This window comes from Cyanobium usitatum str. Tous, from assembly GCF_963920485.1.
Taxonomy (GTDB): domain Bacteria; phylum Cyanobacteriota; class Cyanobacteriia; order PCC-6307; family Cyanobiaceae; genus Cyanobium_A; species Cyanobium_A usitatum_A.
This window is the reverse complement of record NZ_OY986431.1, coordinates 590071-613043: the sequence shown is the minus strand read 5'-3', so window position 1 is coordinate 613043 and position 22973 is coordinate 590071. Positions and strand designations below refer to the sequence as shown.

28 protein-coding genes are annotated in these 22973 nt (G+C 62.9%); 13 read left to right on the top strand and 15 right to left on the bottom strand.

The annotated features are described in order from the left end of the window. Positions 1 to 139 precede the first annotated feature (139 nt). From U9970_RS03310 to mscL, 4 genes are read left to right on the top strand one after another with little or no spacing between them, the layout of a single operon-like run. Complete coding sequence (locus U9970_RS03310; RefSeq protein ID WP_322765292.1) at positions 140 to 634, top strand: hypothetical protein; 495 nt, start codon at positions 140 to 142, stop codon at positions 632 to 634. Next, a complete protein-coding gene (locus tag U9970_RS03305) occupies positions 631 to 1572 on the top strand; it encodes a hypothetical protein (RefSeq protein ID WP_322765291.1) in 942 nt (313 codons plus the stop codon). The genes U9970_RS03310 and U9970_RS03305 overlap by 4 nt, the downstream gene beginning before the upstream one ends. Before the next feature lie 52 nt (positions 1573 to 1624). Then, entirely contained in the window at positions 1625 to 2617 is a 993-nt protein-coding gene (locus tag U9970_RS03300; protein ID WP_322765290.1) for a hypothetical protein, read from the top strand. Between the two features lie 6 nt (positions 2618 to 2623). Continuing rightward, a complete protein-coding gene (mscL, locus tag U9970_RS03295) occupies positions 2624 to 3004 on the top strand; it encodes a large conductance mechanosensitive channel protein MscL (RefSeq protein ID WP_322765289.1) in 381 nt (126 codons plus the stop codon). Here the strand turns inward: mscL and U9970_RS03290 are convergent. The 6 genes from U9970_RS03290 to U9970_RS03265 form a co-directional block, all read right to left on the bottom strand. Continuing rightward, positions 2984 to 3955: a formylglycine-generating enzyme family protein gene (locus U9970_RS03290; RefSeq protein ID WP_322765288.1), complete on the bottom strand. Its 972-nt coding sequence runs from the start codon at positions 3953 to 3955 to the stop codon at positions 2984 to 2986. The genes mscL and U9970_RS03290 overlap by 21 nt on opposite strands. Positions 3956 to 3965: 10 nt before the next feature. Then, positions 3966 to 5468 (bottom strand): arylsulfatase, encoded by a 1503-nt coding sequence (locus U9970_RS03285; RefSeq protein WP_322765287.1) that lies wholly within the window; start codon positions 5466 to 5468, stop codon positions 3966 to 3968. A gap of 188 nt (positions 5469 to 5656) precedes the next feature. Further along, a complete protein-coding gene (locus U9970_RS03280; protein ID WP_322765286.1) occupies positions 5657 to 6517 on the bottom strand; it encodes a bile acid:sodium symporter in 861 nt (286 codons plus the stop codon). Positions 6518 to 6567: 50 nt separating this feature from the next. Continuing rightward, entirely contained in the window at positions 6568 to 6948 is a 381-nt protein-coding gene (locus U9970_RS03275; RefSeq protein WP_322765285.1) for a YidH family protein, read from the bottom strand. Further along, positions 6945 to 7340 carry a DUF1622 domain-containing protein gene (locus U9970_RS03270; protein WP_322765284.1) on the bottom strand — a complete coding sequence of 132 codons (396 nt, stop codon included), beginning with the start codon at positions 7338 to 7340 and terminating at the stop codon, positions 6945 to 6947. The genes U9970_RS03275 and U9970_RS03270 overlap by 4 nt, the downstream gene beginning before the upstream one ends. 128 nt (positions 7341 to 7468) lie before the next feature. Beyond that, entirely contained in the window at positions 7469 to 7957 is a 489-nt protein-coding gene (locus U9970_RS03265) for a Fur family transcriptional regulator (protein WP_407653070.1), read from the bottom strand. 68 nt (positions 7958 to 8025) lie between these two features. Here U9970_RS03265 and U9970_RS03260 point away from each other — a divergent pair, with 68 nt between their 5' ends. Genes U9970_RS03260 through U9970_RS03250 form a run of 3 tightly spaced genes read left to right on the top strand, consistent with a single transcriptional unit; the run spans position 8026 to position 10967 of the window. Continuing rightward, entirely contained in the window at positions 8026 to 8934 is a 909-nt protein-coding gene (locus tag U9970_RS03260) for an NAD(P)-dependent oxidoreductase (protein ID WP_322765283.1), read from the top strand. A gap of 27 nt (positions 8935 to 8961) precedes the next feature. Further along, positions 8962 to 10014, top strand: a complete 1053-nt coding sequence (locus U9970_RS03255) for a methyltransferase domain-containing protein (protein WP_322765282.1) — start codon at positions 8962 to 8964, stop codon at positions 10012 to 10014. Continuing rightward, positions 10014 to 10967 carry a helix-turn-helix domain-containing protein gene (locus U9970_RS03250; RefSeq protein ID WP_322765281.1) on the top strand — a complete coding sequence of 318 codons (954 nt, stop codon included), beginning with the start codon at positions 10014 to 10016 and terminating at the stop codon, positions 10965 to 10967. The genes U9970_RS03255 and U9970_RS03250 overlap by 1 nt, the downstream gene beginning before the upstream one ends. Here the strand turns inward: U9970_RS03250 and U9970_RS03245 are convergent. Then, positions 10916 to 11194 carry a hypothetical protein gene (locus tag U9970_RS03245; protein WP_322765280.1) on the bottom strand — a complete coding sequence of 93 codons (279 nt, stop codon included), beginning with the start codon at positions 11192 to 11194 and terminating at the stop codon, positions 10916 to 10918. The genes U9970_RS03250 and U9970_RS03245 overlap by 52 nt on opposite strands. Between U9970_RS03245 and U9970_RS03240 the strand changes: the two genes are divergently transcribed. Together U9970_RS03240 and U9970_RS03235 are read left to right on the top strand one after the other, a co-directional pair. Then, positions 11186 to 11902 carry an MlaD family protein gene (locus U9970_RS03240; protein WP_322765279.1) on the top strand — a complete coding sequence of 239 codons (717 nt, stop codon included), beginning with the start codon at positions 11186 to 11188 and terminating at the stop codon, positions 11900 to 11902. The two genes, U9970_RS03245 and U9970_RS03240, sit on opposite strands and share 9 nt — an antisense overlap. A 372-nt stretch (positions 11903 to 12274) precedes the next feature. Further along, positions 12275 to 12601 carry a hypothetical protein gene (locus U9970_RS03235; RefSeq protein WP_322765278.1) on the top strand — a complete coding sequence of 109 codons (327 nt, stop codon included), beginning with the start codon at positions 12275 to 12277 and terminating at the stop codon, positions 12599 to 12601. Positions 12602 to 12888: 287 nt separating this feature from the next. On the opposite strand, the gene U9970_RS03230 is transcribed toward U9970_RS03235, so the two are convergent. Continuing rightward, positions 12889 to 13200: a hypothetical protein gene (locus U9970_RS03230; protein ID WP_322765277.1), complete on the bottom strand. Its 312-nt coding sequence runs from the start codon at positions 13198 to 13200 to the stop codon at positions 12889 to 12891. Between the two features lie 667 nt (positions 13201 to 13867). Between U9970_RS03230 and U9970_RS03225 the strand changes: the two genes are divergently transcribed. After that, positions 13868 to 15451, top strand: a complete 1584-nt coding sequence (locus tag U9970_RS03225) for a mechanosensitive ion channel family protein (RefSeq protein WP_322765276.1) — start codon at positions 13868 to 13870, stop codon at positions 15449 to 15451. Positions 15452 to 15562: 111 nt separating this feature from the next. On the opposite strand, the gene U9970_RS03220 is transcribed toward U9970_RS03225, so the two are convergent. Then, a complete protein-coding gene (locus tag U9970_RS03220) occupies positions 15563 to 15916 on the bottom strand; it encodes a hypothetical protein (RefSeq protein WP_322765275.1) in 354 nt (117 codons plus the stop codon). Between the two features lie 169 nt (positions 15917 to 16085). On the opposite strand from U9970_RS03220, the gene U9970_RS03215 reads away from it, so the two are divergent. Further along, complete coding sequence (locus tag U9970_RS03215) at positions 16086 to 16748, top strand: YcgJ family protein (RefSeq protein WP_322765274.1); 663 nt, start codon at positions 16086 to 16088, stop codon at positions 16746 to 16748. Beyond that, positions 16732 to 17235 (top strand): hypothetical protein, encoded by a 504-nt coding sequence (locus tag U9970_RS03210; RefSeq protein WP_322765273.1) that lies wholly within the window; start codon positions 16732 to 16734, stop codon positions 17233 to 17235. The genes U9970_RS03215 and U9970_RS03210 overlap by 17 nt, the downstream gene beginning before the upstream one ends. A gap of 155 nt (positions 17236 to 17390) precedes the next feature. Here U9970_RS03210 and U9970_RS03205 read toward each other — a convergent pair whose 3' ends face one another. Continuing rightward, positions 17391 to 17789: a hypothetical protein gene (locus tag U9970_RS03205; protein WP_322765272.1), complete on the bottom strand. Its 399-nt coding sequence runs from the start codon at positions 17787 to 17789 to the stop codon at positions 17391 to 17393. A gap of 36 nt (positions 17790 to 17825) precedes the next feature. On the opposite strand from U9970_RS03205, the gene U9970_RS03200 reads away from it, so the two are divergent. Beyond that, on the top strand, positions 17826 to 18956 hold the full coding sequence (locus U9970_RS03200) for an AAA family ATPase (protein ID WP_322765271.1): 1131 nt from the start codon (positions 17826 to 17828) through the stop codon (positions 18954 to 18956). Positions 18957 to 19019: 63 nt separating this feature from the next. On the opposite strand, the gene U9970_RS14250 is transcribed toward U9970_RS03200, so the two are convergent. From U9970_RS14250 to U9970_RS03180, 5 genes are all read right to left on the bottom strand, one after another. Continuing rightward, on the bottom strand, positions 19020 to 19211 hold the full coding sequence (locus U9970_RS14250; protein WP_407653069.1) for a DUF3955 domain-containing protein: 192 nt from the start codon (positions 19209 to 19211) through the stop codon (positions 19020 to 19022). A gap of 157 nt (positions 19212 to 19368) precedes the next feature. Continuing rightward, entirely contained in the window at positions 19369 to 20352 is a 984-nt protein-coding gene (locus U9970_RS03195; protein WP_322765270.1) for a UPF0104 family protein, read from the bottom strand. A 2-nt stretch (positions 20353 to 20354) separates the two neighbouring features. Then, positions 20355 to 21641 (bottom strand): nickel pincer cofactor biosynthesis protein LarC, encoded by a 1287-nt coding sequence (larC, locus tag U9970_RS03190; RefSeq protein ID WP_322765269.1) that lies wholly within the window; start codon positions 21639 to 21641, stop codon positions 20355 to 20357. Further along, positions 21586 to 22230 carry a hypothetical protein gene (locus U9970_RS03185; protein WP_254936558.1) on the bottom strand — a complete coding sequence of 215 codons (645 nt, stop codon included), beginning with the start codon at positions 22228 to 22230 and terminating at the stop codon, positions 21586 to 21588. Before U9970_RS03185 ends, larC begins: the two co-directional genes overlap by 56 nt. Next, on the bottom strand, positions 22227 to 22904 hold the full coding sequence (locus U9970_RS03180; protein WP_322765268.1) for a hypothetical protein: 678 nt from the start codon (positions 22902 to 22904) through the stop codon (positions 22227 to 22229). The genes U9970_RS03185 and U9970_RS03180 overlap by 4 nt, the downstream gene beginning before the upstream one ends. Positions 22905 to 22973 lie beyond the last annotated feature (69 nt).

Genomic DNA, 22973 nt, shown 5'->3' with positions numbered 1-22973 from the left:
TTGTCTACTTTTTCACCAATTGCATCCCCTGGCTCACGCAAAGTCAGCCTTTGTAGCTGTGGACTACAAGTTGCAGCCAAAATCCTCAGCCTTAGGCAACCTGGAATTGCTTCACACCGACGTTGGGGATTCGCCCTTCATGTTGAACCGCAACCCCTTGTGCAGCCGCATCGGCTTGCTGGCCGCTGCCGCGAGCCTGCTGGCGGCAGCTCCAGCCACAGCCCAAGCAGAAACCCTCTACAAGCTCGACACCACGTGCCGAATCAAAGGCGGTGAACCCCAGGCCTGCGTGGTGGAAGCTGTGAACAAGGGCAATGCAACCCTCTACCGGCACAGCATCGGCAAAAAAGTTGAAACTATTCGGGTCACCGATAGCCCAGTGCGCATGAGCCTTTGGGTGGAAAACAAGAAGAGCTGGAAAAACCTCGACTCAGCAGCAGCCCGCTTCTCTACGAACACGATCTGCTTCAACGGCCGAGACCTGTGCGTGATCAACCCCAATTACCTCAACAGTGTCAAAGAGGATCGTCCTGATGCAACGGCAGGCCGCGACCTGATCAAGGTGCAGTTCGGCGCTGATGGCCGCATAGATCTCACCTGCTACGACGACGGCTGCAAGGGGGTCGGCAAATGAGCCGTGCACTAAAAACCCCGTGGCGTTGCCTGGGACTGGCGCTAGCGGGAGTGTTGGCCCTGCCGCTCGGCACGGCGTTTGCCATTGATCACCCCATGGCGAATAACCCCATACCGGATAACGGCACAGCCCAGCTGCTTGCCCGTGGTGGCGGTGGTGGCAGTGCCAGGCGCGCCGGTGGCAACAGCGGTTTCAGCAATGCCGGTGCTGGCCTCAACCGCGGCTCAAGCCGGCCCACCGGTGGCTGGAGCAACAATGCCAGGGTTGGTTCGGGAGCTGGCGGGGCAGGTGGGCCTTCCCTAAACCGGGCAAAGACGACTAACCGTCCAGCAGCTGGCACTCGTCAATTAACAGGCGCAGGCCAAGGCGGTGAGCGAATCGCCACCCGTGATAGCAATCGCGACCTGAATCGAGACGGCAATAGAAATATCAATCGTGACGTAAACCGCGATGTAAATCGTGACGTGAATCGGAATATAAATCGCGATATTAATCGCAACTGGAACCGAAGCGTCAATATCAACAATGTCAATGTACGCCCAGGCTGGGCAAGGCCCGGATGGGGTGTGGCACGCCCTTGGAACTACGGCTGGTATGGCGGCTGGTCAACCCCAACTTGGGGATGGTGGGGCACCCGGGCAGCAGCCTGGGGCGTGGCAACTCTCGCCACCGCGGCAATCATTAACGACTCTGTTAATAATGCTGTAAGCAGTAACACCACCTACATTGTGGTGCCCAACACTAACTACCAGTTGCTATACGGAACGGTCCAACCATCCGGTAGCAATTCAGTGAGTTTCGTGACGCAGGCCAATGGCAACAACTACCAGCTAACCGCCAATTGCAACCAGGGCACAATCAACGGTCAAGAGCCCAGCAACGCCGAAGAAGCCGAACTCCTCAATGCCGCCTGCCAAGTGGCATACGGATCGGTTTAACTGGCTAACAGCCCATGGATCTGTCGCTGCTAGGCCGACAGATCCAACTTTTTTGATTGCAAAAATTGATGGCAAAAATGCACGCCATCGTTCCTTCTTCCATGTATTAGCCGAGATGATGAAGCAACTTCTTGGCAATCAAGCCAGGCAGCAGGCCAGAGCAATTACAATCTTTTTAGGGCTCAGCCTGGGCGGCGGCCTCACTAGTGAACTGCGCGCGCAGCAGTCTGATCCCGCTGCTGGTGATCCCCCTAGCGAAGAGACTCCCACTGTCTCCACACCCCAGTCAGCGGCTGTCTCTCCTTGGGCAGGCACAATTGAGTTATATGGCTTTGCTCCAGTGCGTAGCACCGGGACAACAACAGTCACAAATGGAACAAGAAACTTCAGTACCGACACCGATCTGAATCTCGGTGAAGTTCTTTCCAAACTGAAGTGGGCAACCACCCTGCGCGGCAGCATCGAAAAGGATCGACTAGGTATTTTAGTCGATCTGGATTACGTTAAACTGGGGCAATACGGATCGAAAACAGGCGAGCGAGGAATCTTTACGGGCAGTGCTGAAGTCACCGCCTCTCAGGGGATTTACGACCTTGCCCTGCGCTATCGCTTTGGGGATCGAGAAGCTGCGGTGGGCAAACCTGGGCAATTCAGCCTAATCCCCTACGCCGGCATACGGGTAATTGATGCCCAATTGGATGTGGCAGCCCAGATTCAAGGCAGTGGAGGTCGGATCAGTTTTGAACGCGAAGGTTCTTTTGGACGCACCTGGGTTCAACCTCTTTTGGGAACCCAGGCTACGATTTTCATGTCTCCTCGCTTACGGGCATTTGCCCGTGCCGACATCGGTGGCTTTGGGCTCAGTGGATCAGAAGATCTTTCCGGAAACGCCCAAGTTGGCCTTGGCTATGCAGTCGGTAACAACACTGACCTAAATATTTCCTGGCGCTATTCGGGGATCAACTACAATACTGGCGACACCCCCGACAGTGGCTACAGCAGCTATCGGAACGGCTTTGAAATTGGCCTCAAGTTCTTCTTCTAACCAAAAATGAAACGTCGCAGCACTTTTCTCTCAGACTTCAAGGCATTTGTCGGCAAAGGCAATGTCGTCGACCTCGCTATTGCCGTGGTTATCGGCGGAGCATTTGGCAAGGTAGTTGATGCGGTAGTCAGCCTTGTGATGACCTCACTACTCGCTCCTGCACTGAAAGCTGCCAATGTGTCGGCTATCAGCGCTTGGCCAGCAGGAGCTGTGCTCGTGGCGCTGATCAATTTCATCGTGATCGCCTTCGTGGTGTTCCTGATCGTGCGCGGCATTGAAGCCATGAAGCGTGGCGAACGACCGATCTCAGCAGCACCCGATCCCCAGGCTCAACTTGCTGCTGCCGCCACCCGCCTGGCAGAAGCTTTAGAGCGTCGCCAGCTCTGAGGGCCTCACCACACAGCGAAAACCCATATGGCCCGTGGAGGTATCAAGCCCCTGGGCCATGCGGGCTGCGGGGCGGTAGCGGCGGCAATAGCTAGGTGCACATAAATAAGAACCACCTTTAACCGCTTTACGTGGTTGCTCGCCGTGCTGCGAGTTGCGATCAATGCTTGCTTCTCGCGCTTGGGCTTGGGCAGCAGCTTCGGCGCAACAGCCTCCCGTGCTCTGCTGGTGCGGGCCGTACCAGCTAGCGGTCCACTCCCACACATTGCCAATCATGTCGACCAACCCATAGCCGTTGGCAGGGAAAGCGCCTACGGGGGAGGTGCGCTCGTAGCCATCTAAGCGGCTGTTGTAGTGGGGGAAATCACCCTGAAAGGTATTAGCTAGGGGCACCCCACCGGGATAGAGCTCTTCACCCCAGGCAAACTCGGCATTGCACAGGCCGCCCCAAGCTGCCCGCTCCCATTCCTCCTCCGTAGGCAACTGCTTGCCGCACCAGCTGGCGTAGGCCAAAACGTCCTCCCAAGCGACATGGACCACCGGATGCTGCTCGCGGCGCTTAATCGAGCTGCCCGGCCCCTCCGGATGACGCCAATTTGCTCCGGCGAGATATTGCCACCAGCGGTAGTGACTGCCAGGCCCCAGCGGCCCCGGGGGCGGCACAAAAACTATTGATGCAGGCGCCAATCGTTCCTGATTGGCGCCGGGATAGTGAGCGGGATTTGCTGGCTGCTCCGCCAGCGTGCGGTAGCCGGTGGCTTTCACAAAGCTCCGAAACTGGGCGTTAGTGACGGGCGTGCGATCGATCCAGAAGCCCTCTACCTCAACTTCATGGGCCGGAGCCTCCTCGGGGTAGTGGTGGTCTGACCCCATCCGGAAGCCGCCCGCCGGTATCCACACCATTCCGGGGAATGGGGGACGACCGGGGGATCGGGCGGTGCCGGCTGACATGGCGGCAGGATCAGGGGCCGCCGACAGTGTTCACCATCTTCTCCATCACCTGCTGCAGCGAGAAGCTGGCAGCCTTTTGGCGGGGTGGGTATTCGGCGAAGGTAGCGAGGAACTGGGCCACGTAGGTCTGGGCTGGTACCAGCAGGAAAATGTGATCAAACATCCAGTCCCAATAGGTGTTTGAGGTCACATCAGCGCGCTCATAGGGGTCGGTGAGCAGGTTGAAGATCTTGGGTACCCGCAAAGCCGTAAACGGTTCGGCCCAGATCTGGCAGGTGCCCTGGGAGCGCTGCTCCATGAACACAAACTTCCAGTTGTCGTAACGCAGGCCGGTAAAGTCACCGTCGTCGGAGAAGTAGAAGAACTCAACCCGGGGACTCTTATCAGCCTGGCCAGTCCAATAATCGAGCATGTTGTAACCATCAAGGTGCACCTTGAAGGTCTTATTGCCCACCTGATAGCCCGCCTTGAGCTTCTCCTTGATCTCAGGCTCACCGGCCGCCGCCAGGATGGTGGGCAGCCAGTCGAGGTGGCTACAGATACCCGAGAAGATGGTGCCAGGAGCGATATGCCCCGGCCAGCGCACTAGGGCCGGCACCCGATAAGCCCCTTCCCAATTGGTGTTCTTCTCGCTGCGGAAGGGTGTCATGCCGGCATCAGGCCAGCTGTTCATGTGGGGACCGTTGTCGGTGCCATACATCACGATGGTGTCATCGGTGACACCCAACTCGTCGAGCAGGTTGAGCATTTCACCAATGCACTCGTCGTGATAGATCATCACGTCGTGATACTCCGACTGCCAGCGACCGCTGCGGCCCACATCCTGGGGACGCGCATAGGTGCGGAAGTGCATGTGGGTGGTGTTGAACCAGACGAAGAAGGGTTCACCAGATGCAACGGCATCGCTAATGAAACGCTTTGCCTCAGCCATGAATTCATCATCGGCCGTCTCCATCCGCTTACGGGTTAGGGGGCCGGTGTTTTCAATCCGTTGGCTGCCGTCACCATTTGCCCAGCAATGCAACACACCGCGGGGACCGAAGCGCTCCTTGAAGTTCGGGAAATCTTCAGGCGTGGGATAGTCGCGCAGCTCCGGCTCCTCCTCGGCGTTGAGGTGATAGAGGTTGCCAAAAAACTCGTCAAAACCGTGCATGGTCGGCAGATGCTCATCGCGATCGCCGAAGTGGTTTTTGCCAAACTGGCCGGTGCGATAACCCTGGGGCTTGAGCAGTTCAGCAATGGTGGGATCTTCCGCTTTAAAGCCAGCTTCGGCGCCAGGCAGCCCCACCTTGCTAAGACCGGTGCGGAAGACGCTCTGGCCGGAGATGAACGCCGCACGACCAGCGGTGCAGCTCTGTTCGGCGTAGTAATGGATGAAGCGACCACCCTCCTTGGCTACGCGGTCAATGTTGGGGGTCTGATAGCCCATCAAGCCATCGCTGTAGCAACTCAGATTGCTTTGGCCGATGTCGTCACCCCAGAGGATGAGAACGTTGGGTTTTCCGTTTGGCATGGGAAGGAAAGAGACGAATACGCCTGCTCAAAGGATGGAATGCTGACAGCACATCGCAAGGAAGCTATGCACTTCTTCACACCCAAATATTAAGGCCAGAATTTATTTGCGCAAATGCAAATATTGGCGCAAATGCAAAGAATGAATGCTAGGAGCGAATCTTCCAGCTCAATTGCATCCAACATATTTCAGCCCTGAAGACGCCGCTGCCACCTCAAAAATGGAATCGATAGCAGCACAGTCATCAATAGATACACCAGAATGCCAAGTTTGACGGCTGGCACTTCCGGGGCATAAATGCCGGCCAGCAACAAGGCAAGGCCTGGGTTTCGCATTGATGTTACTAATGCCAAGGTGACCCCCAGGCAGGGATCCCGGTTTGTCATGCCATATCCCAAAGCCAGGCTGATCAACACCAGAGCCGCCATCACCGGCAGGGCTATCAAATTTGCGCCTACATAGGCAACCAAAAGCGGCGCCGTTTTCCACAGCACCGCCAATACGAGCAGCAGCAGCAACCCATTAGCGAGGCGATCGAGAGGATTCTCCATTCGGCTTGCCCACTTGGGCGCTAAGCGCCTCAATGACAAACCCAACAACAGGGGCAGCAGCTGAACCAGAGCCACCTGCGCAGCTACGTGGTGCGACTGAACCTGCCAGCCCTCGACTCCAAAGATACGGGTGAAGCCGCTCGCCAGCAGGGGAATGGTGATGATCGCCGCCAGGGCTGCGGCCACCTGGAGTAGGGCGGCCAGGATGCGATCTCCCCCCTGCTTGCCCGCCTTGCGCATCAGCAGGGGGGCACTGGGGCAAACAGCCATCAGGGCGATGGAAAATCGAGCCGGCTGGGAGAGGGCCATGGTTGATGGCAACAACAGCAACAGCGCGGCTGCCACTGGCACGAGCAGGCAGGTGCCGATGAGACCACGCAACAGCAGCCCCCGGTGCTGCTGCCAGCGACTTAAGCCATCGAGGGGCAAGCCCACCCCCAGGGCAAACATGATCGCGAACAGGGTTGCAGAAACCAGCAGGGGCGGGGATTGATCCATCGGAGCAAGACGCTGAACAGCAGATCAAAAAAGAGCCAGGTGGCAGGGGCCTAGCTGCCGGCGCGGGCAGCAATCAGCCCCAGTGCCAGCACGCCGATCAAAGTGAGCATCACAGCTGTAGCAGCAGCTATGTGGGGCTTATCTCGGTAGATGTAGTCGTCTAGTTGGAGACGGCGCAGCTCGCGGCGGTATTGGACCGTGGCTCCCGCCATGGCGAGAATCCCCGTGATGGTGAAGGCCGCAGCCACCAACTGCACCCCCCACTCGACTTGGGCACCTTGGCCGCCGCCGCTGCGATCAATTGCTTCAACGATCTTGTCTAAGCCGAAGCCAAAACTAATCAAGGAGAGACAGGTGCGGATCCAGGCCATCAGGGTGCGTTCGGCCGCATCCCGGTTGCGCTGCTTGGCCAGTTCGTTGGTGAGATTCATGGGCGCCCCTCCGGGCTCGGGGATCGATGGGATGCTTCAGCCTCCAAATCACGGGCCAAAAACACATTGAGCAAGGTGCGGATCACGGCCACCACGCCCAATTGCACCAGATGGGCACCGGTAGGGGAAGTGGAGGTGGCAACGATGTCTGCCCCAAGCTGAAACTCCAGGGCCATCGCCAACCAGCTGCCGAAGGTGAGCCTCACCGCCTGAAAACCACTGGGGCCGCGCCGCCGGGCACGCCAGCCCTGCCAGGCTTTTCGCAGGGTAATCAACAAACCGAGCAGCACCGTGGCGAGCGAGAAGGCCTCAAGCACGCTGCGCAGGGCCATGGCCAGGGTGGCCAGTCCCTGGTCAAAAACAACTAACAAGCTGGGTTCGGAGCTAGGCATCGAAGGCAGCTGGCAAGCATGGGTGAATTCGCTTTCCAAAAGCTAAGGAGCACTGCCGATGCCGTCAGCTGCACTGACGCTTTTGCAAAAGGCTGCGTTTAGGGGTTGCCTTGCGATGTTTTTGGGAACTACTCAGCCGCCGCACAGCTGGGGCAGAGGGCTCGCACGTTGAGCACGCACTCAAGCAAGCGAAAGCCATAACCAGCAGCGGCCCGCTCGCCAGCCTGGAGCACAGCAGAATTTTCAAATTCCTCAGTGCGGCCGCAGCGCACACACACCAAATGGTGATGGTCGCGGTGGGCATCACTTGCCAGCTCAAAGCGGCGACCACCCTCGGGTAGCTCCAGCTCCTGCAGCAGCCCCATGGAGCTCAACAGCCGCAGGGTGCGATACACGGTGGCGAGCGACACCCGCTCCTCGCTGCGCAGCAGGCGCTGGTGCACCTCTTCAGCGCCCAGGTGGCTGCCTTCACCAATGCGCTCAAACAGGGCCAGCACCCGCTGGCGCTGGGGCGTCAGCCTCTGGCCGCGATCGTGCAGGCTGGAGCGCAGGCCATCTCCACCAGCGGGAAGGGTTGCGGGCGGGGGCTGGGCTCCAGGGCTGAGTCGGGCGGTCACAGCGTGTTCCCAGGCTTCTCAACAATAGATGCAGTTGCGAATAATAGATGCAGTTGCGAAGAGGTGCCATGAGCAAACCCCGAGCCGTCTTCCTCGATGCCCTCAGCCTGGGCCCGGTAGACCTGGCCCCCCTGGAGCGTCATGCCGAGCTGATCTGCTGGCCAAGCACCCCGCCGGAGCTCCGCCTGGAGCGGCTGCAGGGGGCCGCGATCGCAATCACCAACAAGATCCAGCTGGATGGGGAGCTGCTGCGGCAACTGCCCCAGCTGCGGCTGATCTGCGCAGCTAGCACCGGCACCGACCAGATCGATGGCCAGGCCTGCAGCGAGCTCGGCATCGCCGTGCGCAATGCCGGTCGCTACAGCACCGCCTCGGTGGTGCAGGTGACCTGGGCGTTGATCCTCGAGCTGGTCTGCGATCTGCAAACCCGGCGGCGCCAGGTGCTGCAGGGCGACTGGCAACGCAGCCAAGTTTTTTCCCTGGTGGAGCCGGAATTTAATGAACTAGCCGGCCGCACCCTCACCGTGCTGGGAGCCGGCACCATCGGCCGAGGCGTGGCGGCCGTGGCGGAAGCCTTTGGGATGGAGGTGCGCCTGATCACCAGCCGCAGCAGTGCCGGCGAACTCGAAGCCGCCCTACGCCAGGCAGATGTGCTGAGCCTGCATGCGCCGCTCACCCCGGCAACCCGGGGCCTGATCAACGCCGAGCGGCTGAGCTGGTTGAAGCCGGCGGCCGTGCTGGTGAATCTGGGCCGGGGCGGCCTGATCGAGCTGCCGGCCCTATTGGATGCTCTCAAGCGAGGGGCATTGGCCGGAGCCGCCCTCGACGTACTTGAAAAGGAGCCCCCAGGCGCAGAGTTGGAGTCCCTTAAAAAGGTGCCAAACCTGATCCTGACGCCCCACATCGGCTGGGCCTCCCGCCAAGCCCGCCAACGGCTGGTGGCCGCCCTGGCCGAGCATCTGAGAGAGGCAAACTGAACCCATCTCGCCAGGCCGCGCGCCGCCATGCCCACCCAAGCCGCCGTTCAGGCCTATTACGGCCAGGAGCTCACCGGCACGGCCGACCTCAAAACCAGCGCCTGCTGCGATGCCGACGCGGTGCCGGACTGGCTGCGGCCGCTGCTGGCCCGGATCCACCCCGATGTGCTGGCGCGCTACTACGGCTGCGGCCTGGTGTGCCCGCCCCTGCTGGAGGGCTGCCGCATCCTCGATCTGGGCTGCGGCACGGGCCGGGACGTCTACGCCCTGGCCCAGCTGGTAGGGCCCAGCGGTTCGGTGGTGGGCGTCGACATGACGGCGGAGCAGCTGGCCGTGGCCCGCGAGCACCTGGCCTTCCATGCCGAACAGTTCGGCTACGCCAACGTGTCGTTTCTGGAGGGCACGATCGAAGCGCTCGAGGCGCTGCCCCTGGAGCCGGGCAGCTTCGACGTGATCGTGAGCAATTGCGTGCTCAACCTCTCCACCGACAAGGCGGCGGTGCTGCGGGGGGTGAAACGGCTGCTCAAGCCCGGCGGGGAGCTGTACTTCTCGGATGTGTACGTGGATCGGCGCCTGCCGGACGCGGTGCGGCGCGATCCGGTGCTCTACGGCGAGTGCCTGGGCGGAGCGCTCTACTGGAACGACTTTCTGCGCCTCGCCAAGGGCGCCGGCTTCCCCGACCCACGGCTGGTGAGCGACCGCGAGCTCAGGATCACCGAACCAGCCCTGGCGCCCCTGGTGGGCGAGGCCCGCTTCTATTCCGCCACCTACCGCCTGTTCCAGATCGCCGAACTGGAAGATGCCTGCGAAGACCATGGCCAGGCCGTGATCTACCGCGGCACGATCCCCCACCACCCCCACCGCTTCGACCTCGATGGCCACCACGCCATCGAAACCGGCCGGGTGTTTCCGGTGTGCGGCAACACGTTCCGGATGCTGCAGGCCACCCGGTTGGCGCCCCATTTCACGTTCATCGGCGACTTCAGCCGCCACTACGGCCTTTTCCCCGGCTGCGGCAGCAGCCTGCCCTTCACGGGCGTGAGCGCCGGTGAAGCCCCGGACAACGCCAGCTGTTGCTGATGAAAGACGCGTTGTTGCCAGCGCTGTTTTCGGGACCGGCCCTCACCCCGGTGCTCGACAGCCACGACTTCGACCAGTGGCGGCTGGTGATTGAAGGCACCCTCGGGGACCATCGCACCACCCTCCGCTCCCCCTCGAGCAGCTTCCGCACCCGTCTGGCCATCGGCCAGGCGGGCCCCCTCCAACTGCTGCACCTGCAGGGGCAGGGACAGATGGAGCTGCAACGCATCCAGGACGCGAAGAAGGCGGTGCTGTGGTTGCCTCTCCAGGGCTGGAGCCAGGAACGAATCAACGGCCACTGGGAAACGGCCGAGCCCGGCGAAGCCCTGCTGATGCGGCCGGGCGATCGGCTGGAAGGCATCACGAGCCTGCGGCTGGAAGGGCTCTCGATCGTGCTGCCCCCCGATCAGCTCCACTCCAACGCACCCGCCCGAATCGGGGCCGGACGTCACAACCGATTCCTGGTGAAGGCCGCCCTGGGCTTTGCCGAGGCCGTGGCCATCGGCCGTGCCGGGGCGGAGCATGCCGCCCTGGCGCTGCTGGATGCGCTCCAGAGCTGGGAACTCCAAACCGCCCTCCTGCAGGGCCAGCCCCGGGAGCGCATCACCACGGTGCGGCGACGGGCCTATGTGGAGCAGGCCAGCCAATGGATGGGCCTGCACCTGCACGAGGCCATCGACATCCGCCGAATCGCCACGGCGATGGGCGTGTCGACGCGAACGCTGCAATACGCCTTCCTGGAGGATCGGGGCCACTCGCCCATGGCGGAACTCAAGCGACTGCGCCTGCGGCACCTGCGCCAGCTGTTGCTCGATCCCGAGCAGCGCCAGCACTCCACCGCCGAGCTGATGGTGCGCGCCGGCTTGCTGGCCTGCGGAGCCACGGCCGCTGATTACCGCCGTTACTTCGGGGAATCGCCGCGCGAAACCCGCCAGCAGTCCCAGAACAGGTGATCCACGGGGCTGGGCTGGAGTGGCCGGCCGACGTTGAACTGCTGCCGCACCTCCGACAACGGCAAGGGGGCCAGGGCGAAATGGTCCACCAGGGAGAAATCGGCGCTGCAGGCACTGCCACGCTTGAGTTCTGAAGCCAGCAGATAGGCCGCCGAAGGGCTGTTCAGGCTGGATTGATCCGGCGCCAGGGTGGGATTGGCGCTCACAAAGCCCGCCTCATGGGTCACCAGGGACGCCAGCAAGGCGCTCTCATTGAGGTGCGCATCTCCGGATTGCCGGTGGGCAAGGTGAAAGCGCTGGCACTCCAACCCGACGCCAGCGTGAGGGTGGAACTTCAGATAGCCGAGCGCTACGCCGATCTGATCGGGCCCCGAAGTGTGGCCAGCCAAGGTCAAGAAGGCTTCGTGGGCGATCAATTTGTGGTGATCAGCCCCGACCCCCAAGGCCCATCCAAGCGGGCCAAAGCCGGCAAGCACAGCCTGCCCTACGAAGAGCCCATCGCGATCAGCAGCGTGATCAATCAGCTGGCGCAGACCCAGCTGCTGCTGCAGGCCACCCTGCGCAACACCGCTGAACTCACCGCCGGTGACATCCCTCGTGTGATGGGAGACATGCGTCGCACGCTGCAGGATGCCGGCCGACTAGCCAACACGTTGGATCGCGAAGCCGCCTCCACCGCACCGCAGCTACGCCACACGCTCCAACAGATGGAACGCACCGGCTCCAGCGCGGCCCAAACCGCCACCGAGGCCCAACGCCTCCTCGCTGGCAGCAGGCCGGCCCTGATCAGCACCCTCGAGGAACTGCAGCGGGTGAGCACGCTGAGCCGGCGTCTGCTGGAAGGGCTGGTCGGACTCACCGGAATCGGAGCCGGCAGCGGCAGCAGCTCCGCCCAGCCACCAGCAATCTCACCAACTGAACAACCCAAGCCTTAGGCAGCCACCTCCTTCCCCCAAGCGGGGGATGCAGACGAGTTGATCTAAATATCTACTGGTGGTAGTGATCCAACCAGCATGCGAATCCCTCTCGATCCCTGCCAGTGGGCCTCATTGCTCTTGCTCGGCGTTGCACTCACCTGCAGCGTTTCCTTCCATGCCATCGGGTCGTCCACGGGCCTGATGGTGTCCTGCATTAACCCTTTGCCCTGATCCCGATTGGCTACGCCCTGGCGAAGGGAGCGTTGGCGCCTTGTCTCTCTCGCTCGCGATGCAGCCACCTAAGCAATGACTAGGGATGGGGCCAGAGATCTACAGGCCAGGTGATCGCCTTGATTGCCGAAGACAACGACTATGAGCACAATCCGGAGGATGGACATCACACCCCGGATCCCCCAGCTTGCGGCCAGTCGCGAGCAGGTGCTGAACCTCATGGGGGCCAGTAGCACGGTGGCCTGCTTCGGGAGCAGGGCCTTGCTTTCGCTCTTCGTGTGCGCAGCGCCTGAGCCCGCCTCGGTGGTGGGTGCGGTGACCACTGAAGCTGAGGCTCTTGAGCTGATCGCACGCCATCAGCCGGGCTTCCTTTTCGTGACTGAGCACCTGGAAACCGGCAGCGGCCTCGAACTGGTGAAGCAAGCCCATGGGCTCTGCCCTGACCTGCGCACGCTGTTGATCCTGCAAACAATGGCGTGGTGGTGAAAAGCCATCTGGCGCAGGGGGCCATGGTGGACGCCATTCGCCCCGTGGTGGGAGGCGGGATCTAGGCCGACCGCCTCGGAGTGGAGGCGTTACTCGCCACCAGTCGCGGCGAAGTGCCTCGCTGCCCTCACTTTTCCAATATGGAGCATGGCAGCCAAACAGCGTCAGCAATGCAGCGATTGGCAACCCTCTCAACGACCTGCTGAATGCTCTGGCTCAGCAAGGCGTGAGCTTGGCAAGCTGGAGGGCTGATCTCCAGAGGCTCGAACCCCTAGAGACTCCATTCATCACTGAAACTTCACGAACTCCGTGACATTGCCATTGCCATCGGTGTTGCAGTATCCGGTGTGTTTCTTGAACTGCCAGTTGAAGCTAAGACCATTCTTTTTGATGTCTTTCAGGGTTGTTTCACCGGCATCGATGCTTTGCTTGAGGGTGGCACCCACTTCAACGCTGATTTCAGACATATTTGATTTGGGGTATTTCACGGCCACTTCGTTCTTGCAGGCCCTGCCCCAGGTGCCGATGCGCGCTTCGATCTTTGCATCATCGTCGGCCAGAGCGGCCGTAGAGCCCGCCAAACCAACCAGCGCTGCCATGCAGGCGCTAGCCAAAGCCGAGGATACCTTCATGATTTGAATTTGAAATGAGCAACCTTACAAAGGTAACTAGCCGACTTTTAATTGGCCAGCAAGATGTTGCAATTGCTCACAGAAAGCGCAGCACCATGAGGACAGCATGGCCGCCATCCACAAACCTGCGTTCTCATTGCATTGTCAGAGCCGGGGTTGTTATTCATGACCCCTTAAAGGATTTGGATCTCAGAGTCCAGGAGTAGACATAATTCTGACGAACGACCGGCAATCTCAGCAAAGACCTACCCTGAGAAAGGGCAGCCCCGCCATGTTTCTTAGGACTTGGGCAGAGGATCTCACATGCCCATTGTGTGACATCCGCTCTGCCCTCCTCCCTTCCCCCTGCTCCTTGTCGACTCCCTCATGCCGCTGCCCTTCGTGATAATACTAAACCTCGCCAATCACCCGATCTACGCCGAATATCCCCAGCCATTAATCTGTCTCTCGATCAAAGAAGCAAGTCCACGTGTGATCGACACCACCCCAAAGCTCACCAAGCTTCACTGAGATGAACCGGATTCGCAGATCGATTCGCTCTCTACTGGCAGTAGCAGCCCTCCTAACCACAGTGCTCTTCAGCACACCATTGTTGGCCAACGAGGTGTCAACAGCGCCGAACTGCATTGGCGAAGTGAGTTCGCAACACACGGGCAGCTTTGAAGTGGCGCCGGTGCGCATCCTCGGCGTTCCTGCCCTAGTGGTGGCTTCCCCCGAACTGCCGAGCAGCGGATCGGTGGTGAGTGCCCAGCGCCGCGCCGAGGTGATTGAGGGCAACCTGAACTTGCTCTATGCCAACCAGAGCCTTTGCACGCAGGCTGAACAGCTCTCGGAAACCATCCTGGAACGCCTGGTGCTGGGCGGCCCACGAGAGCAGCAGCTCTGCAGCGGTGATCCCTGGGCCGTGCACGGTTCCGCAGACCAGTTGGTGGTGGAGCGCGTCACCGGTCCTGCGGGCAGTGTTTTGCTGCAAGCCCGCCTGCCTGGGCGCGCCGTTCCGTTGCCGCTGCTCACGGTGACCGCGGCGGATGGCCAACTGCATGGCCTCACGCCCAAGCAGCTGGCCAATCAGTGGCAATCGCTGCTGCAACGGCGGCTTCGCCATGCCAGGCGCACGATGCAGCCCGATCAGCTTGGTCTGCGGATCCGCGTAACTGTGGCTGTTGAGCTGTTGCTGCTCCTCACCACGGCGCTCACCCTGCAGCTGTGGAACCGCTTACGCCGCCAGTTGAGCGAACGGCGGACGCCACAACCGCAACGCGACCCACGTGCTCAGCAGTTCACGGCTTGGCTGCTTGCGGCGAGCCGGATCAGCTTTGTGCTGGTGCTACTACAAGGGCTAGCCATGGTGGGGTTTGCCGTGGCGGCAATTCCAGGCCGCATCCCGCTGGCGCTTGGGCTGCTGCTGCAACCGCTCGACATCCTCACCAAAGCAGCCGCTGTAGCCGCTGTGGTGCTGGCGTTGCGCCTGCTGCTCCGTCTGTTGTTACGGCAATGGCGCAGCAGCCCCAATGTGCCAGCTGAACTGCAAGCGCGGCGTCAGCAGCGTTATCTCAACTTGCTGCAGGCCGGACAGCGCCTGCTCAGCATGGGAGGTGTGGTGGTGCTGCTGGCGCTGGTGATCAGCGGAATCCCCGGACTCGCCACCACGCCGGTGGCGTCGTGGCTGGCTGGAGGTGCAGTCCTCGGTGCCCTAGCCCTGGTGTTTCAGGGACTGCTGCGGGATTTTGCAGCAGGAGTCGTTGTGCTCATTGAAGACCACTACGCCGTTGGTGACTGGGTACAGGTGGATGCCCTCGAGGGAACCGTAGAAGACGTTGGCATCCTCACCACCGCGCTGCGTGCCGTGGATCAGCGTGTGGTGGTGATCCCCAACAGCCGCTGTGAACAGGTGGTCAATCACACCCGGATTCGCTCTGGTGTGGAGCTCATGGTTCCCCTCCCACCGAGGAGTCCTCAGCTTGAGCGCGTGCTGAGCGTGCTTGCAGAAGAGTGTGTGCTGTTTGCCGCCAAGCCGGAATGGAAAGATCTTCTGCTGGAACCACCGCTGATCCGTGGGGTCAGGCGGATCACCCCTCTGGCTGTTGAACTAAGCGTGCTGCTGATCACCCGAACCGGTGCTCAGTGGGCCGCCGAACTTGCCTTACTCACTCAGATCGTGGCGAGGATGGAGCGTGAAGCGTTGCCCCTGGCTCAAGCTGAAGCCATGACCAGCTGATGGATCGTTATATCCAACAGCGCTCGGCAGACAACTCCTCCAGTGGGCTCTCGTCCGTCAACTGAGCCAGGGAAACCCAGCTCAATCTCAGGGATTAACGACTCAGACCTCTCACTCGAGCACCCGAGCTGGGGCCATGCACACCCAGGTGCGGGCAACACCCTTGGCGGAGAGGAACGGCGCGTCGTAAAAGCTGGGGCGACCTTGGGCACTGTCGCTGTTCTGCACGCGCCATTGCTCACGTTCACAGCTCACAGTGAGCGTGAGCGAGCCGCCGCCAGGCTGGGCCACGCGGAAAAAGCGAACGCCGTCGTACAGGCCCATGGGCTTGGCCTGGAGCTGCTTAAGCAGAATCGCCAGAGCCTGCGGTGGCTCCGCCCGAGCCTGGAGCGGCATGACCACCACCGCGGTGAGGCAGGCTGCTGCCGCAACCAGCAGGCGCCTTGCTTTGCTTGAAGAAGTCATCATAGATTCCAGGAGTTGAATAATTCTGGCGAACCAGCCGGCAGTCTCAGCGAAAGACCCACCCCGAGACAGAGCACAAGTTGTATTCGTTGTAACCTGAATTTAAATCTACCTGCCTCTCAACTTAAAAAAATCCACTCTCATGCTGAGCGCAGCACTGCCGCTTGTTATGAGCAGCGCAGCCCTGGCCCAACCCGCTGGTCTCAGCTACCCACGCCAGGGCGTGGTGTGTGATTCAGTTGGCAGCACTTGCTACGACAGCTACGGCCCCTCAATTGGCATCACGGCTGATGTGTACGGCCAAGGAGCTGCTAACAACCTCACTGCCAACCTCAACCAAACCAACAGTCGCGATTTCCGACTGAGCACAGGCCAGGCCTGCAGCGTGCCCAGGCGAACTTGTTGGAATGATGGCTGGAGCGCAACAAAGGTGGCACCCGGGCTGACCCAGCAACTCTTCGGCAGCAACAGTGCCAATGGGCAGGCCTTACAGCCGCAAAAGGTCAGTAGCGCTGGGCTCTGCAGCCTGAGCCGCAGCGGCCAGCGCATTTTCGACGGCACTTGCACACTCAAGCAGGTGCGCAAGGGCGACCAAAACCGCTACGAAGTGCAACTACAGAACGGCAGTCAATATGTATTTCGACAGAACGGTAGTCAGTACGAAATTCGTGATGGCTCTGGCGGCATTTGGCCGGTGACCTTTATCGACCACGGCAACACCGGTATTTTCCGCTTCGGCGACTACAAACTCGTCGCCACTCAGGAGTCTTCCAACCGCAATGCCGCCGTTGGCAGCGCCATCGGCAATCTGCTTAATGCACTCTTCAAGTAAACGCCGGATCAGACCACTAGCCCTGCTGCTGGCCGCCTTCGGCTGGCCGGCAGCCGCGTTGGCCGATGTGGTGGTGGTGCCGGTTCCGAGCCCCTACAGCTACGACACCGCAACCCTGCGACAGCTCAATCTGCGTGGCAGCTGGGGGCGCTACCTCGGCTTCACCGTCCACAGCGTGATCGAGTGGCCAGCGGTGCCGGCCCAGCTCAATGCCGGCAACCCCGGCACGATCCGCTGCGATGGGAACCGCTGCTGGCGCGAGGGCTACGTCGGCCCAAGCCTCACCGGTGGCACCCCCGCCGGGTCGCTGCGCCATTACTTCAACTACCAACTCGACTGCCGCGACCAAACGTTTGATCGCATCGGCGACGTGCGCCTGCCCGGCAACTACCAGCGCGGCTGGCAGCCCGTGCTCAACGACCCCGTGGCCCTAGCCGTGGCGCGTGACTGGTGCCCGCGCATCAGCCAGCTGCCCACCGGCTCGTGAATCCACGACCTCCCATGAACCACCCCGGAACGGGCTACAGCCTCTTGAGGCACCGCTTTGCGCTGGCGTTCACCCAGCTTCTGCTGGAGCAGCTACGCCCGTAACAAGGCCGTTCGGGGAGACCTGGCCCGCCAGGAGAGCAGCAGTGCTTGCGCTCATCCTTTGATGGCGATCTGGCAAAACTGAAATACAGCCCTCAGCCCCCTAACCAACAACTCGCTGATCACGCCACGCGGCAGCAGGGCCAGGGGCAAGAACCACACAACGTTGAAGAAAAACAGCGGCAGGTAGGCGGTGCAGGCCAGCAGCACCAACAGGCCAGCGCCCAGCACATCGCTGGCGATCAGGGCGCGCCAACTGCGGTGCCCCATCTGCCACACCGCCAGGGCCACGCTTGGCAGCCAGCCCGCCAGCAGGAGCATCTGCCCCACCTGAGCTGGCGTGAGCCCGGTACCCACCGGGCCCGATGCACGACTGGCCAGCAGCCCGATCCAGGCCAGGCCAAGACCCAGCTGCAACACCAGCCAGCGCAGGGATAGACGTCGATGGGCCATCGCCCCATGCTGATGCCACCCTCGATGCCCTGCCGCGTGGCCCGATCCGTCCACGGAGAAACCCTGAGTCATTTGGGTGTTGCGGGTTACCGCTCCTTGCAGCAGCTAATGCTGCCCCTCGGCCCGCTCACAGTTGTGAGCGGCGCCAACGGCTGTGGCAAGAGCAACCTCTACCGAGCCCTGGGGTTGGTGGCCGCCGCCGCCCGCGGCGATCTGGTAGCCACCCTGGCCGCAGAAGGGGGATTGCCTGCGGTGCTTTGGGCTGGCCCGGAGCGGGGCAGCCAGGGAAGCAGGCTGCGGCTCGGCTTCGCGGGGGAGACGTTGTCATACGCAATCGAACTGGGCTACCGCGCGGACGATCAGACCAGCGCCTTCCTGCTCGATCCAGAGATCAAACGGGAATGGATCTGGGCTGGCGGGGCCTTTCACCCGCGCAGCCTGTTGGTGCAGCGCAGCGGCGCCGTAGTGGAACGCTGCGGTGACCGCCACAGCCCCCTAGCCCTGGAGGTGGCACCGCACGAAAGCCTGTTCACGGCTGTCTCCGATCCGCTCGAGGCGCCGGAGGTGTTTCAGCTGCGGCGCACGATCCTGAGCTGGCGCTTTTACGACAGCTTTCGCACCGATCGCCTGGCGCCGGCCCGGCTCGCGCGCATCTCCACACGCACGCCGTCGCTGGCCGCCGATGGCGGCGATCTGGCGGCAGCGGTGCAAACGATTGTCGAGATCGGAGATGGTGAGGGGCTGCAGGCCGCCATCGGCGATGCCTTCCCGGGGTGTCGCCTGGCGGTGGACACCAGCCAGCCAAGCTTTCGCCTGCAGCTGCACCAACCAGGCCTGCTGCGCCCGCTTGATGCAGCGGAACTCTCTGATGGCACCCTGCGCTACCTGCTGCTGGCGGCAGCGCTGTTCAGCCCGCGGCTACCGCCGCTGCTGGTGCTCAACGAGCCGGAAAACAGCCTGCATCCCGATCTCCTGCCGGCCCTGGCGCGGTTGATCGATGCGGTTGCGCAGCGAACCCAGGTGTGGGTGATCGCCCACGCCGAGGCGCTGATCACCACCCTGCAGAAACCGTCGGGCTGCCGCGTACTGCAACTGGAGCGCGATCAGGGTGCCACACTGCTGCCGGGTCAATCGGCGCTGGATCGCGCTGCCTGGCGCTGGCCGTAATAGCCAATCCGCTCTGGTCCCAGGGCGAAACACGCAAGCAGACCCAGAGGCACGAAGCCCGCTTCAGGGCTTTCGTCCCCGTGCTGCCCAGGCGCCTGTGAGCGCAATTCCGCTCCCGAGGAGGAGTAGGGCGCTGATGGGCAGCAGGCCAAACGGTTCGCGCAGAACGCCCTTGGAATCCACCCGGGAGCCGATCATTTGGAAGGCGAGCAGACAAGCCACCGAGCCGGCCGCTAAGCCAGCAGACGAGGGCATTAGACGTTGGGCGGGGGATAGATCTCTTCTCATGGCCGCAGCCTGATAGGGGAAGAAGACATGGTGACGCTGCAATTCCCAAGATTAATGCCTTAAAATTATAATATTAAATTACATTGACCGAACAACTTTATATTTTATAACCAGAAATAGCGGGCTAAGAGCGAGCCCGATCCAGCCGGGCCATGAGCGCCGCCAGCAGATCGGCCAGCGTCACCACCAGGCGGTAGCTGATCGCAATCGCCAGCAGCGGCGCCTCCGGAATGGCGACGCCCATCCGCAGCAGCAGCACCGCCTCGAACACCCCCAGGCCGCCGGGGGCGCCGGGCACCACCAGGCCAGCCGTCCAGGCCAGGGCGAAGCCCGCCAGCCAGCTAGCCCAGCTGAGGCTGAAAGAAAGATCGAAGGCCTGAACGCAGCAGGCAAAGCCGCCAAAGCGCAGCAGCACAAATCCAAACTGCACCAGCAGCGGCGGCCAGGGATAGGAGCGAATCGGCGCAGTGGCGGCCGCCTCGATGTCCATGCCTGGCGCCGAGAGCTTGCGGCGCTCCAGGCGACTTAGCAGGGGGTTGAGCCAGCGGGGCCAGAGCAAGACCAAGGGCACCAACCCCAACAAGGCCAGGCCCTGTTGCCAGCCGCCCGCAGACACCAGGGCCAGGGCCGCCACCGCCGCTACCAAGGGGTCCAGCAGCACCGCCACCAGGGCCAGAGCGCCCGGGGCCGGGGCCGCCAAGGGGGCCTCAGGGCTGCGCAACAGCTGCACGCGACTGCTGAGGTGCCAGATGCCCCCGGGCAGGAATTTGCGCAGATTGGTGTCGAGGTAGGCCCGCACCAGTTCGCCCCAGCGGGGGCGCAGCCCGAGCCAGCGCAGCACCACGCCGAAGGCAAGACCGTTGGCCACCAGGCTCAGCAAACTCACCCCCACCCCCAGCAGCAGCCACAGCCAGCCCTGACGATCGAGGCTGAGCTGCAGCAGCTGGCGCCCGTGGCCCACTAGGGCCGCCAGCAGAAAACCAAAACTCAGCAGGCTGATCCACAGCTTCAGGCCGCCGGGCAGGGGCGGCAAGCCCTCCCACCAGGCGGCCAAACGAAGCAGCCCGCGGCGGCAGCGCTGAAGCAGGGCTTGGGCAAAAGGCGGCATGATTAGGGCTGGTTGGGCAAGTTGGCGTCGGGCAGGGCCTCGAGGGCCTGCTGCACAACCAAGCGCACCTGATCGATCCCCAGTGTGTGCTGGCGCGCAAGAGCTGCCAGGTCGTCGTGTTCTGGCTTGCTGCGCCAACGGCCATCGGGCAGCTGGGCCTGCTTGAGCCGCACCGGCCCCAGGGGCGTGGCCAGCTCCAGGCTGCGGCGCGGCAGCACCCAGCGGGTCTGGGGGTGTTCGCGCAACCCCAAGGTGCTGCTGTGCCGCCACCACACCCGGCGCAAGCTCTCGGCCTGCTCGGGGGCGACAAGGGCCGAAAGCAGCTGGGCGGTGCGCCCTTTCTTCATGGCGATCGCCTGGCTGAACACCTCCAGGGCCCCGGCCTGGCGCAGTTCCTCAGCCAGGAAAGCCAGATCCTCCGCCGTGGCGTCATCGATCTGGGCCTGCTGCACCAGCACGGTTTCTAGATGCACCGTTTCGAGCTGGGCAGGATCGGAGCCGCCGCCATCGGCCAGGGTGAGCCGCAGCAGGTTGGGGCGATCCAGGCTGCGCGAGCCCAGCCCCACGCCCACCCGCTTAGGCACGTGGGTGGGGGGATGACCAAAGCGCGTCGCCCAGCAGGCCGCTAAGGCCAGACCCGTGGGGGTGGTGAGTTCGCCCGGGGGGAAGCCTTCGGCTGAAGCCAGGGGAATCGCCCGCAAGCGGGCCAGCTCCAATACGGCAGGCGCCGGCAGGGGCAGGGTGCCGTGGGCCGTGGCCACCAGGCCATGACCCGCCGGCGGCGGGCTGCACACCAGCTGCTCCACCCCGAAGTGCAGCAGCCCGGCGCACACCCCCACCACATCCACCAGGGCATCGAGGGCGCCCACCTCGTGGAAGTGCACCTGCTCGGGGCTGTGGCCGTGCACCGCCGCCTCCGCCGCCGCCAGCAGGCCAAAGACCTCCAGCACCCGCTGCCGCAAGGGCTCGGGCCAGGGGGCCGTCTGTAACTGGCTCCGCAGATCGCCCCAGAGCCGATGGGCTGGCTGGCGCTCCAGGCTCAGCACCTCCAAATGCAGACCGCGCAGGCCGCCGCTGCGGCGCTCTTGCAGCTCCAAGCGGTAGGTCCCGCCTAGGCCGAGGGCGGCCAGGGGGCCATCGATCTCCGCCTGCGGTAGCCCCAGATCCAGCAGGGCTGCCAAAAGCATGTTGCCGGCTAAGCCCGTGGGCGCATCCAGCAGCGCCAGCACCGCCTCAGGCCTCCCCAGCCAGGGGGCGTCCCAGCCTTGGCGCCAGGGCCAGCAGGGCATCGGCCTCGCTCTGCAATTGCTGCTCGCTGGCGCGCAACTGGGCCTCCACCTCGCGGCGGGCCCGGCGCTGTTCCCGTTGGGCGGTGTCAACGTCTTGGCCAGACAGGCCCCAGAGCCGCCCCAGCAGGGCCCGGTCGTCGTTGCCGCCGACGCTCTGGCCGTAGATCAGCTGCTCGGCCACCATGCCCGCCTGCAGCACCCTGCTCCAGCGCCGCAGCTCCTCGGCCGGCAACTTGGCATGGGCCGGTGGCTCGAGTTCGGTGCTGCCGCTGGTGTTGAGGCCGGCCCGCAGGCAGGCCAGGGAACCCACCAGCACCTGGCGCACCGCCATCTCCTCTTTACGGGCCACCAACAGGTGACCCGCCTCATGAATCGCAATCCGCCGCAGGCGGGCGCGGCCACCGGGCAGGGCTTCGGCCAGCACATGGCCGCCGCGGCCACCGAAGCGGGCCGCGTCCAGGGTGAGGCCGCCCAAGCCCAGGCCCGCTATCAGGGTCACAATCCAGGGCGATAGGCCAAGGGCGGGGCCAAGAATCGCCGCCAGGCTGATCAAGCCCACGGCCAGGCCAGCCGCCAGGGGTTGGGTCATGGCCGGCGCGGGCCGCCCTTACCGCCCTTGCTTGCGGCACCATCGCGGCGCCCTTTGCCGCCACGGTTTCCCCGCTGGGCCACCGGACCGATCACTTCAAAGCTCTCCAGCTGCAGCTGCTGGGCCTGGCGGCGCAGGTTGAGCGCCACGAAGTGGCGCAAATGCTCGAGGGGCACATCACCCTTGAGCTGCAGCTTGAAGGGCACGGGCCGGCTGCCATCCGGGCGGGGCATCACCCGCACCTTCACCACCAGATCGCCGGTTTCAGGGCGGGTGTAAATCAATTCACCGCGCACCGAGAAGTAGTCGTCGCCCTCGGGCAGGGCGTCTACTGGGCTATCGGCAGCAGGGCTATCGGCAGCAGGGGATTCAGCTTCCTCGCCCGCGGCCAGGGTGCTGGGCTCCCACACACCCACCATCTGCAGGTGCAAGCCCTCCTCCTCCCGCGAGCGGGGGTAAACCACCCAGAGATGGGGCTCTTCGAGGCTGAGGTGGCGGCGCATCAAGGTGAGCAGCCGGCCCAGCACCACGGCCTCCAGCTCGGTGCCATCAGCCGTGCGGATCACCCCCCGGGTGAGCTGCTCGGCATCGGTGGGTACATAAACGCCTCGCACCACGCCAATGGCCCGGTATTGCGTGGGTTCGGTTACCGGAGAAATCGGGTGTTGGCGCATGGGCTGAACTTTAAGTGCCCCCAGGCCGGGGGACAAAGGGCAGACTGGCAACCCACCGCAGGCCGCCTG

Bases quoted from the DNA above. Each gene is read 5' to 3' on its own strand.
- U9970_RS03310 (WP_322765292.1), top strand. From the start codon at position 140: ATGTTGAACCGCAACCCCTTGTGCAGCCGCATCGGCTTGCTGGCCGCT.
- U9970_RS03305 (WP_322765291.1), top strand. From the start codon at position 631: ATGAGCCGTGCACTAAAAACCCCGTGGCGTTGCCTGGGACTGGCGCTA.
- mscL (WP_322765289.1), top strand. From the start codon at position 2,624: ATGAAACGTCGCAGCACTTTTCTCTCAGACTTCAAGGCATTTGTCGGC.
- U9970_RS03290 (WP_322765288.1), bottom strand. From the start codon at position 3,955: ATGTCAGCCGGCACCGCCCGATCCCCCGGTCGTCCCCCATTCCCCGGA.
- U9970_RS03285 (WP_322765287.1), bottom strand. From the start codon at position 5,468: ATGCCAAACGGAAAACCCAACGTTCTCATCCTCTGGGGTGACGACATC.
- U9970_RS03280 (WP_322765286.1), bottom strand. From the start codon at position 6,517: ATGGATCAATCCCCGCCCCTGCTGGTTTCTGCAACCCTGTTCGCGATC.
- U9970_RS03275 (WP_322765285.1), bottom strand. From the start codon at position 6,948: ATGAATCTCACCAACGAACTGGCCAAGCAGCGCAACCGGGATGCGGCC.
- U9970_RS03270 (WP_322765284.1), bottom strand. From the start codon at position 7,340: ATGCCTAGCTCCGAACCCAGCTTGTTAGTTGTTTTTGACCAGGGACTG.
- U9970_RS03260 (WP_322765283.1), top strand. From the start codon at position 8,026: ATGAGCAAACCCCGAGCCGTCTTCCTCGATGCCCTCAGCCTGGGCCCG.
- U9970_RS03255 (WP_322765282.1), top strand. From the start codon at position 8,962: ATGCCCACCCAAGCCGCCGTTCAGGCCTATTACGGCCAGGAGCTCACC.
- U9970_RS03250 (WP_322765281.1), top strand. From the start codon at position 10,014: ATGAAAGACGCGTTGTTGCCAGCGCTGTTTTCGGGACCGGCCCTCACC.
- U9970_RS03240 (WP_322765279.1), top strand. From the start codon at position 11,186: ATGGGTCACCAGGGACGCCAGCAAGGCGCTCTCATTGAGGTGCGCATC.
- U9970_RS03235 (WP_322765278.1), top strand. From the start codon at position 12,275: ATGGACATCACACCCCGGATCCCCCAGCTTGCGGCCAGTCGCGAGCAG.
- U9970_RS03230 (WP_322765277.1), bottom strand. From the start codon at position 13,200: ATGGCAGCGCTGGTTGGTTTGGCGGGCTCTACGGCCGCTCTGGCCGAC.
- U9970_RS03220 (WP_322765275.1), bottom strand. From the start codon at position 15,916: ATGACTTCTTCAAGCAAAGCAAGGCGCCTGCTGGTTGCGGCAGCAGCC.
- U9970_RS03215 (WP_322765274.1), top strand. From the start codon at position 16,086: ATGAGCAGCGCAGCCCTGGCCCAACCCGCTGGTCTCAGCTACCCACGC.
- U9970_RS03210 (WP_322765273.1), top strand. From the start codon at position 16,732: ATGCACTCTTCAAGTAAACGCCGGATCAGACCACTAGCCCTGCTGCTG.
- U9970_RS03205 (WP_322765272.1), bottom strand. From the start codon at position 17,789: ATGGCCCATCGACGTCTATCCCTGCGCTGGCTGGTGTTGCAGCTGGGT.
- U9970_RS14250 (WP_407653069.1), bottom strand. From the start codon at position 19,211: ATGCCCTCGTCTGCTGGCTTAGCGGCCGGCTCGGTGGCTTGTCTGCTC.
- U9970_RS03195 (WP_322765270.1), bottom strand. From the start codon at position 20,352: ATGCCGCCTTTTGCCCAAGCCCTGCTTCAGCGCTGCCGCCGCGGGCTG.
- larC (WP_322765269.1), bottom strand. From the start codon at position 21,641: ATGCCCTGCTGGCCCTGGCGCCAAGGCTGGGACGCCCCCTGGCTGGGG.
- U9970_RS03185 (WP_254936558.1), bottom strand. From the start codon at position 22,230: ATGACCCAACCCCTGGCGGCTGGCCTGGCCGTGGGCTTGATCAGCCTG.
- U9970_RS03180 (WP_322765268.1), bottom strand. From the start codon at position 22,904: ATGCGCCAACACCCGATTTCTCCGGTAACCGAACCCACGCAATACCGG.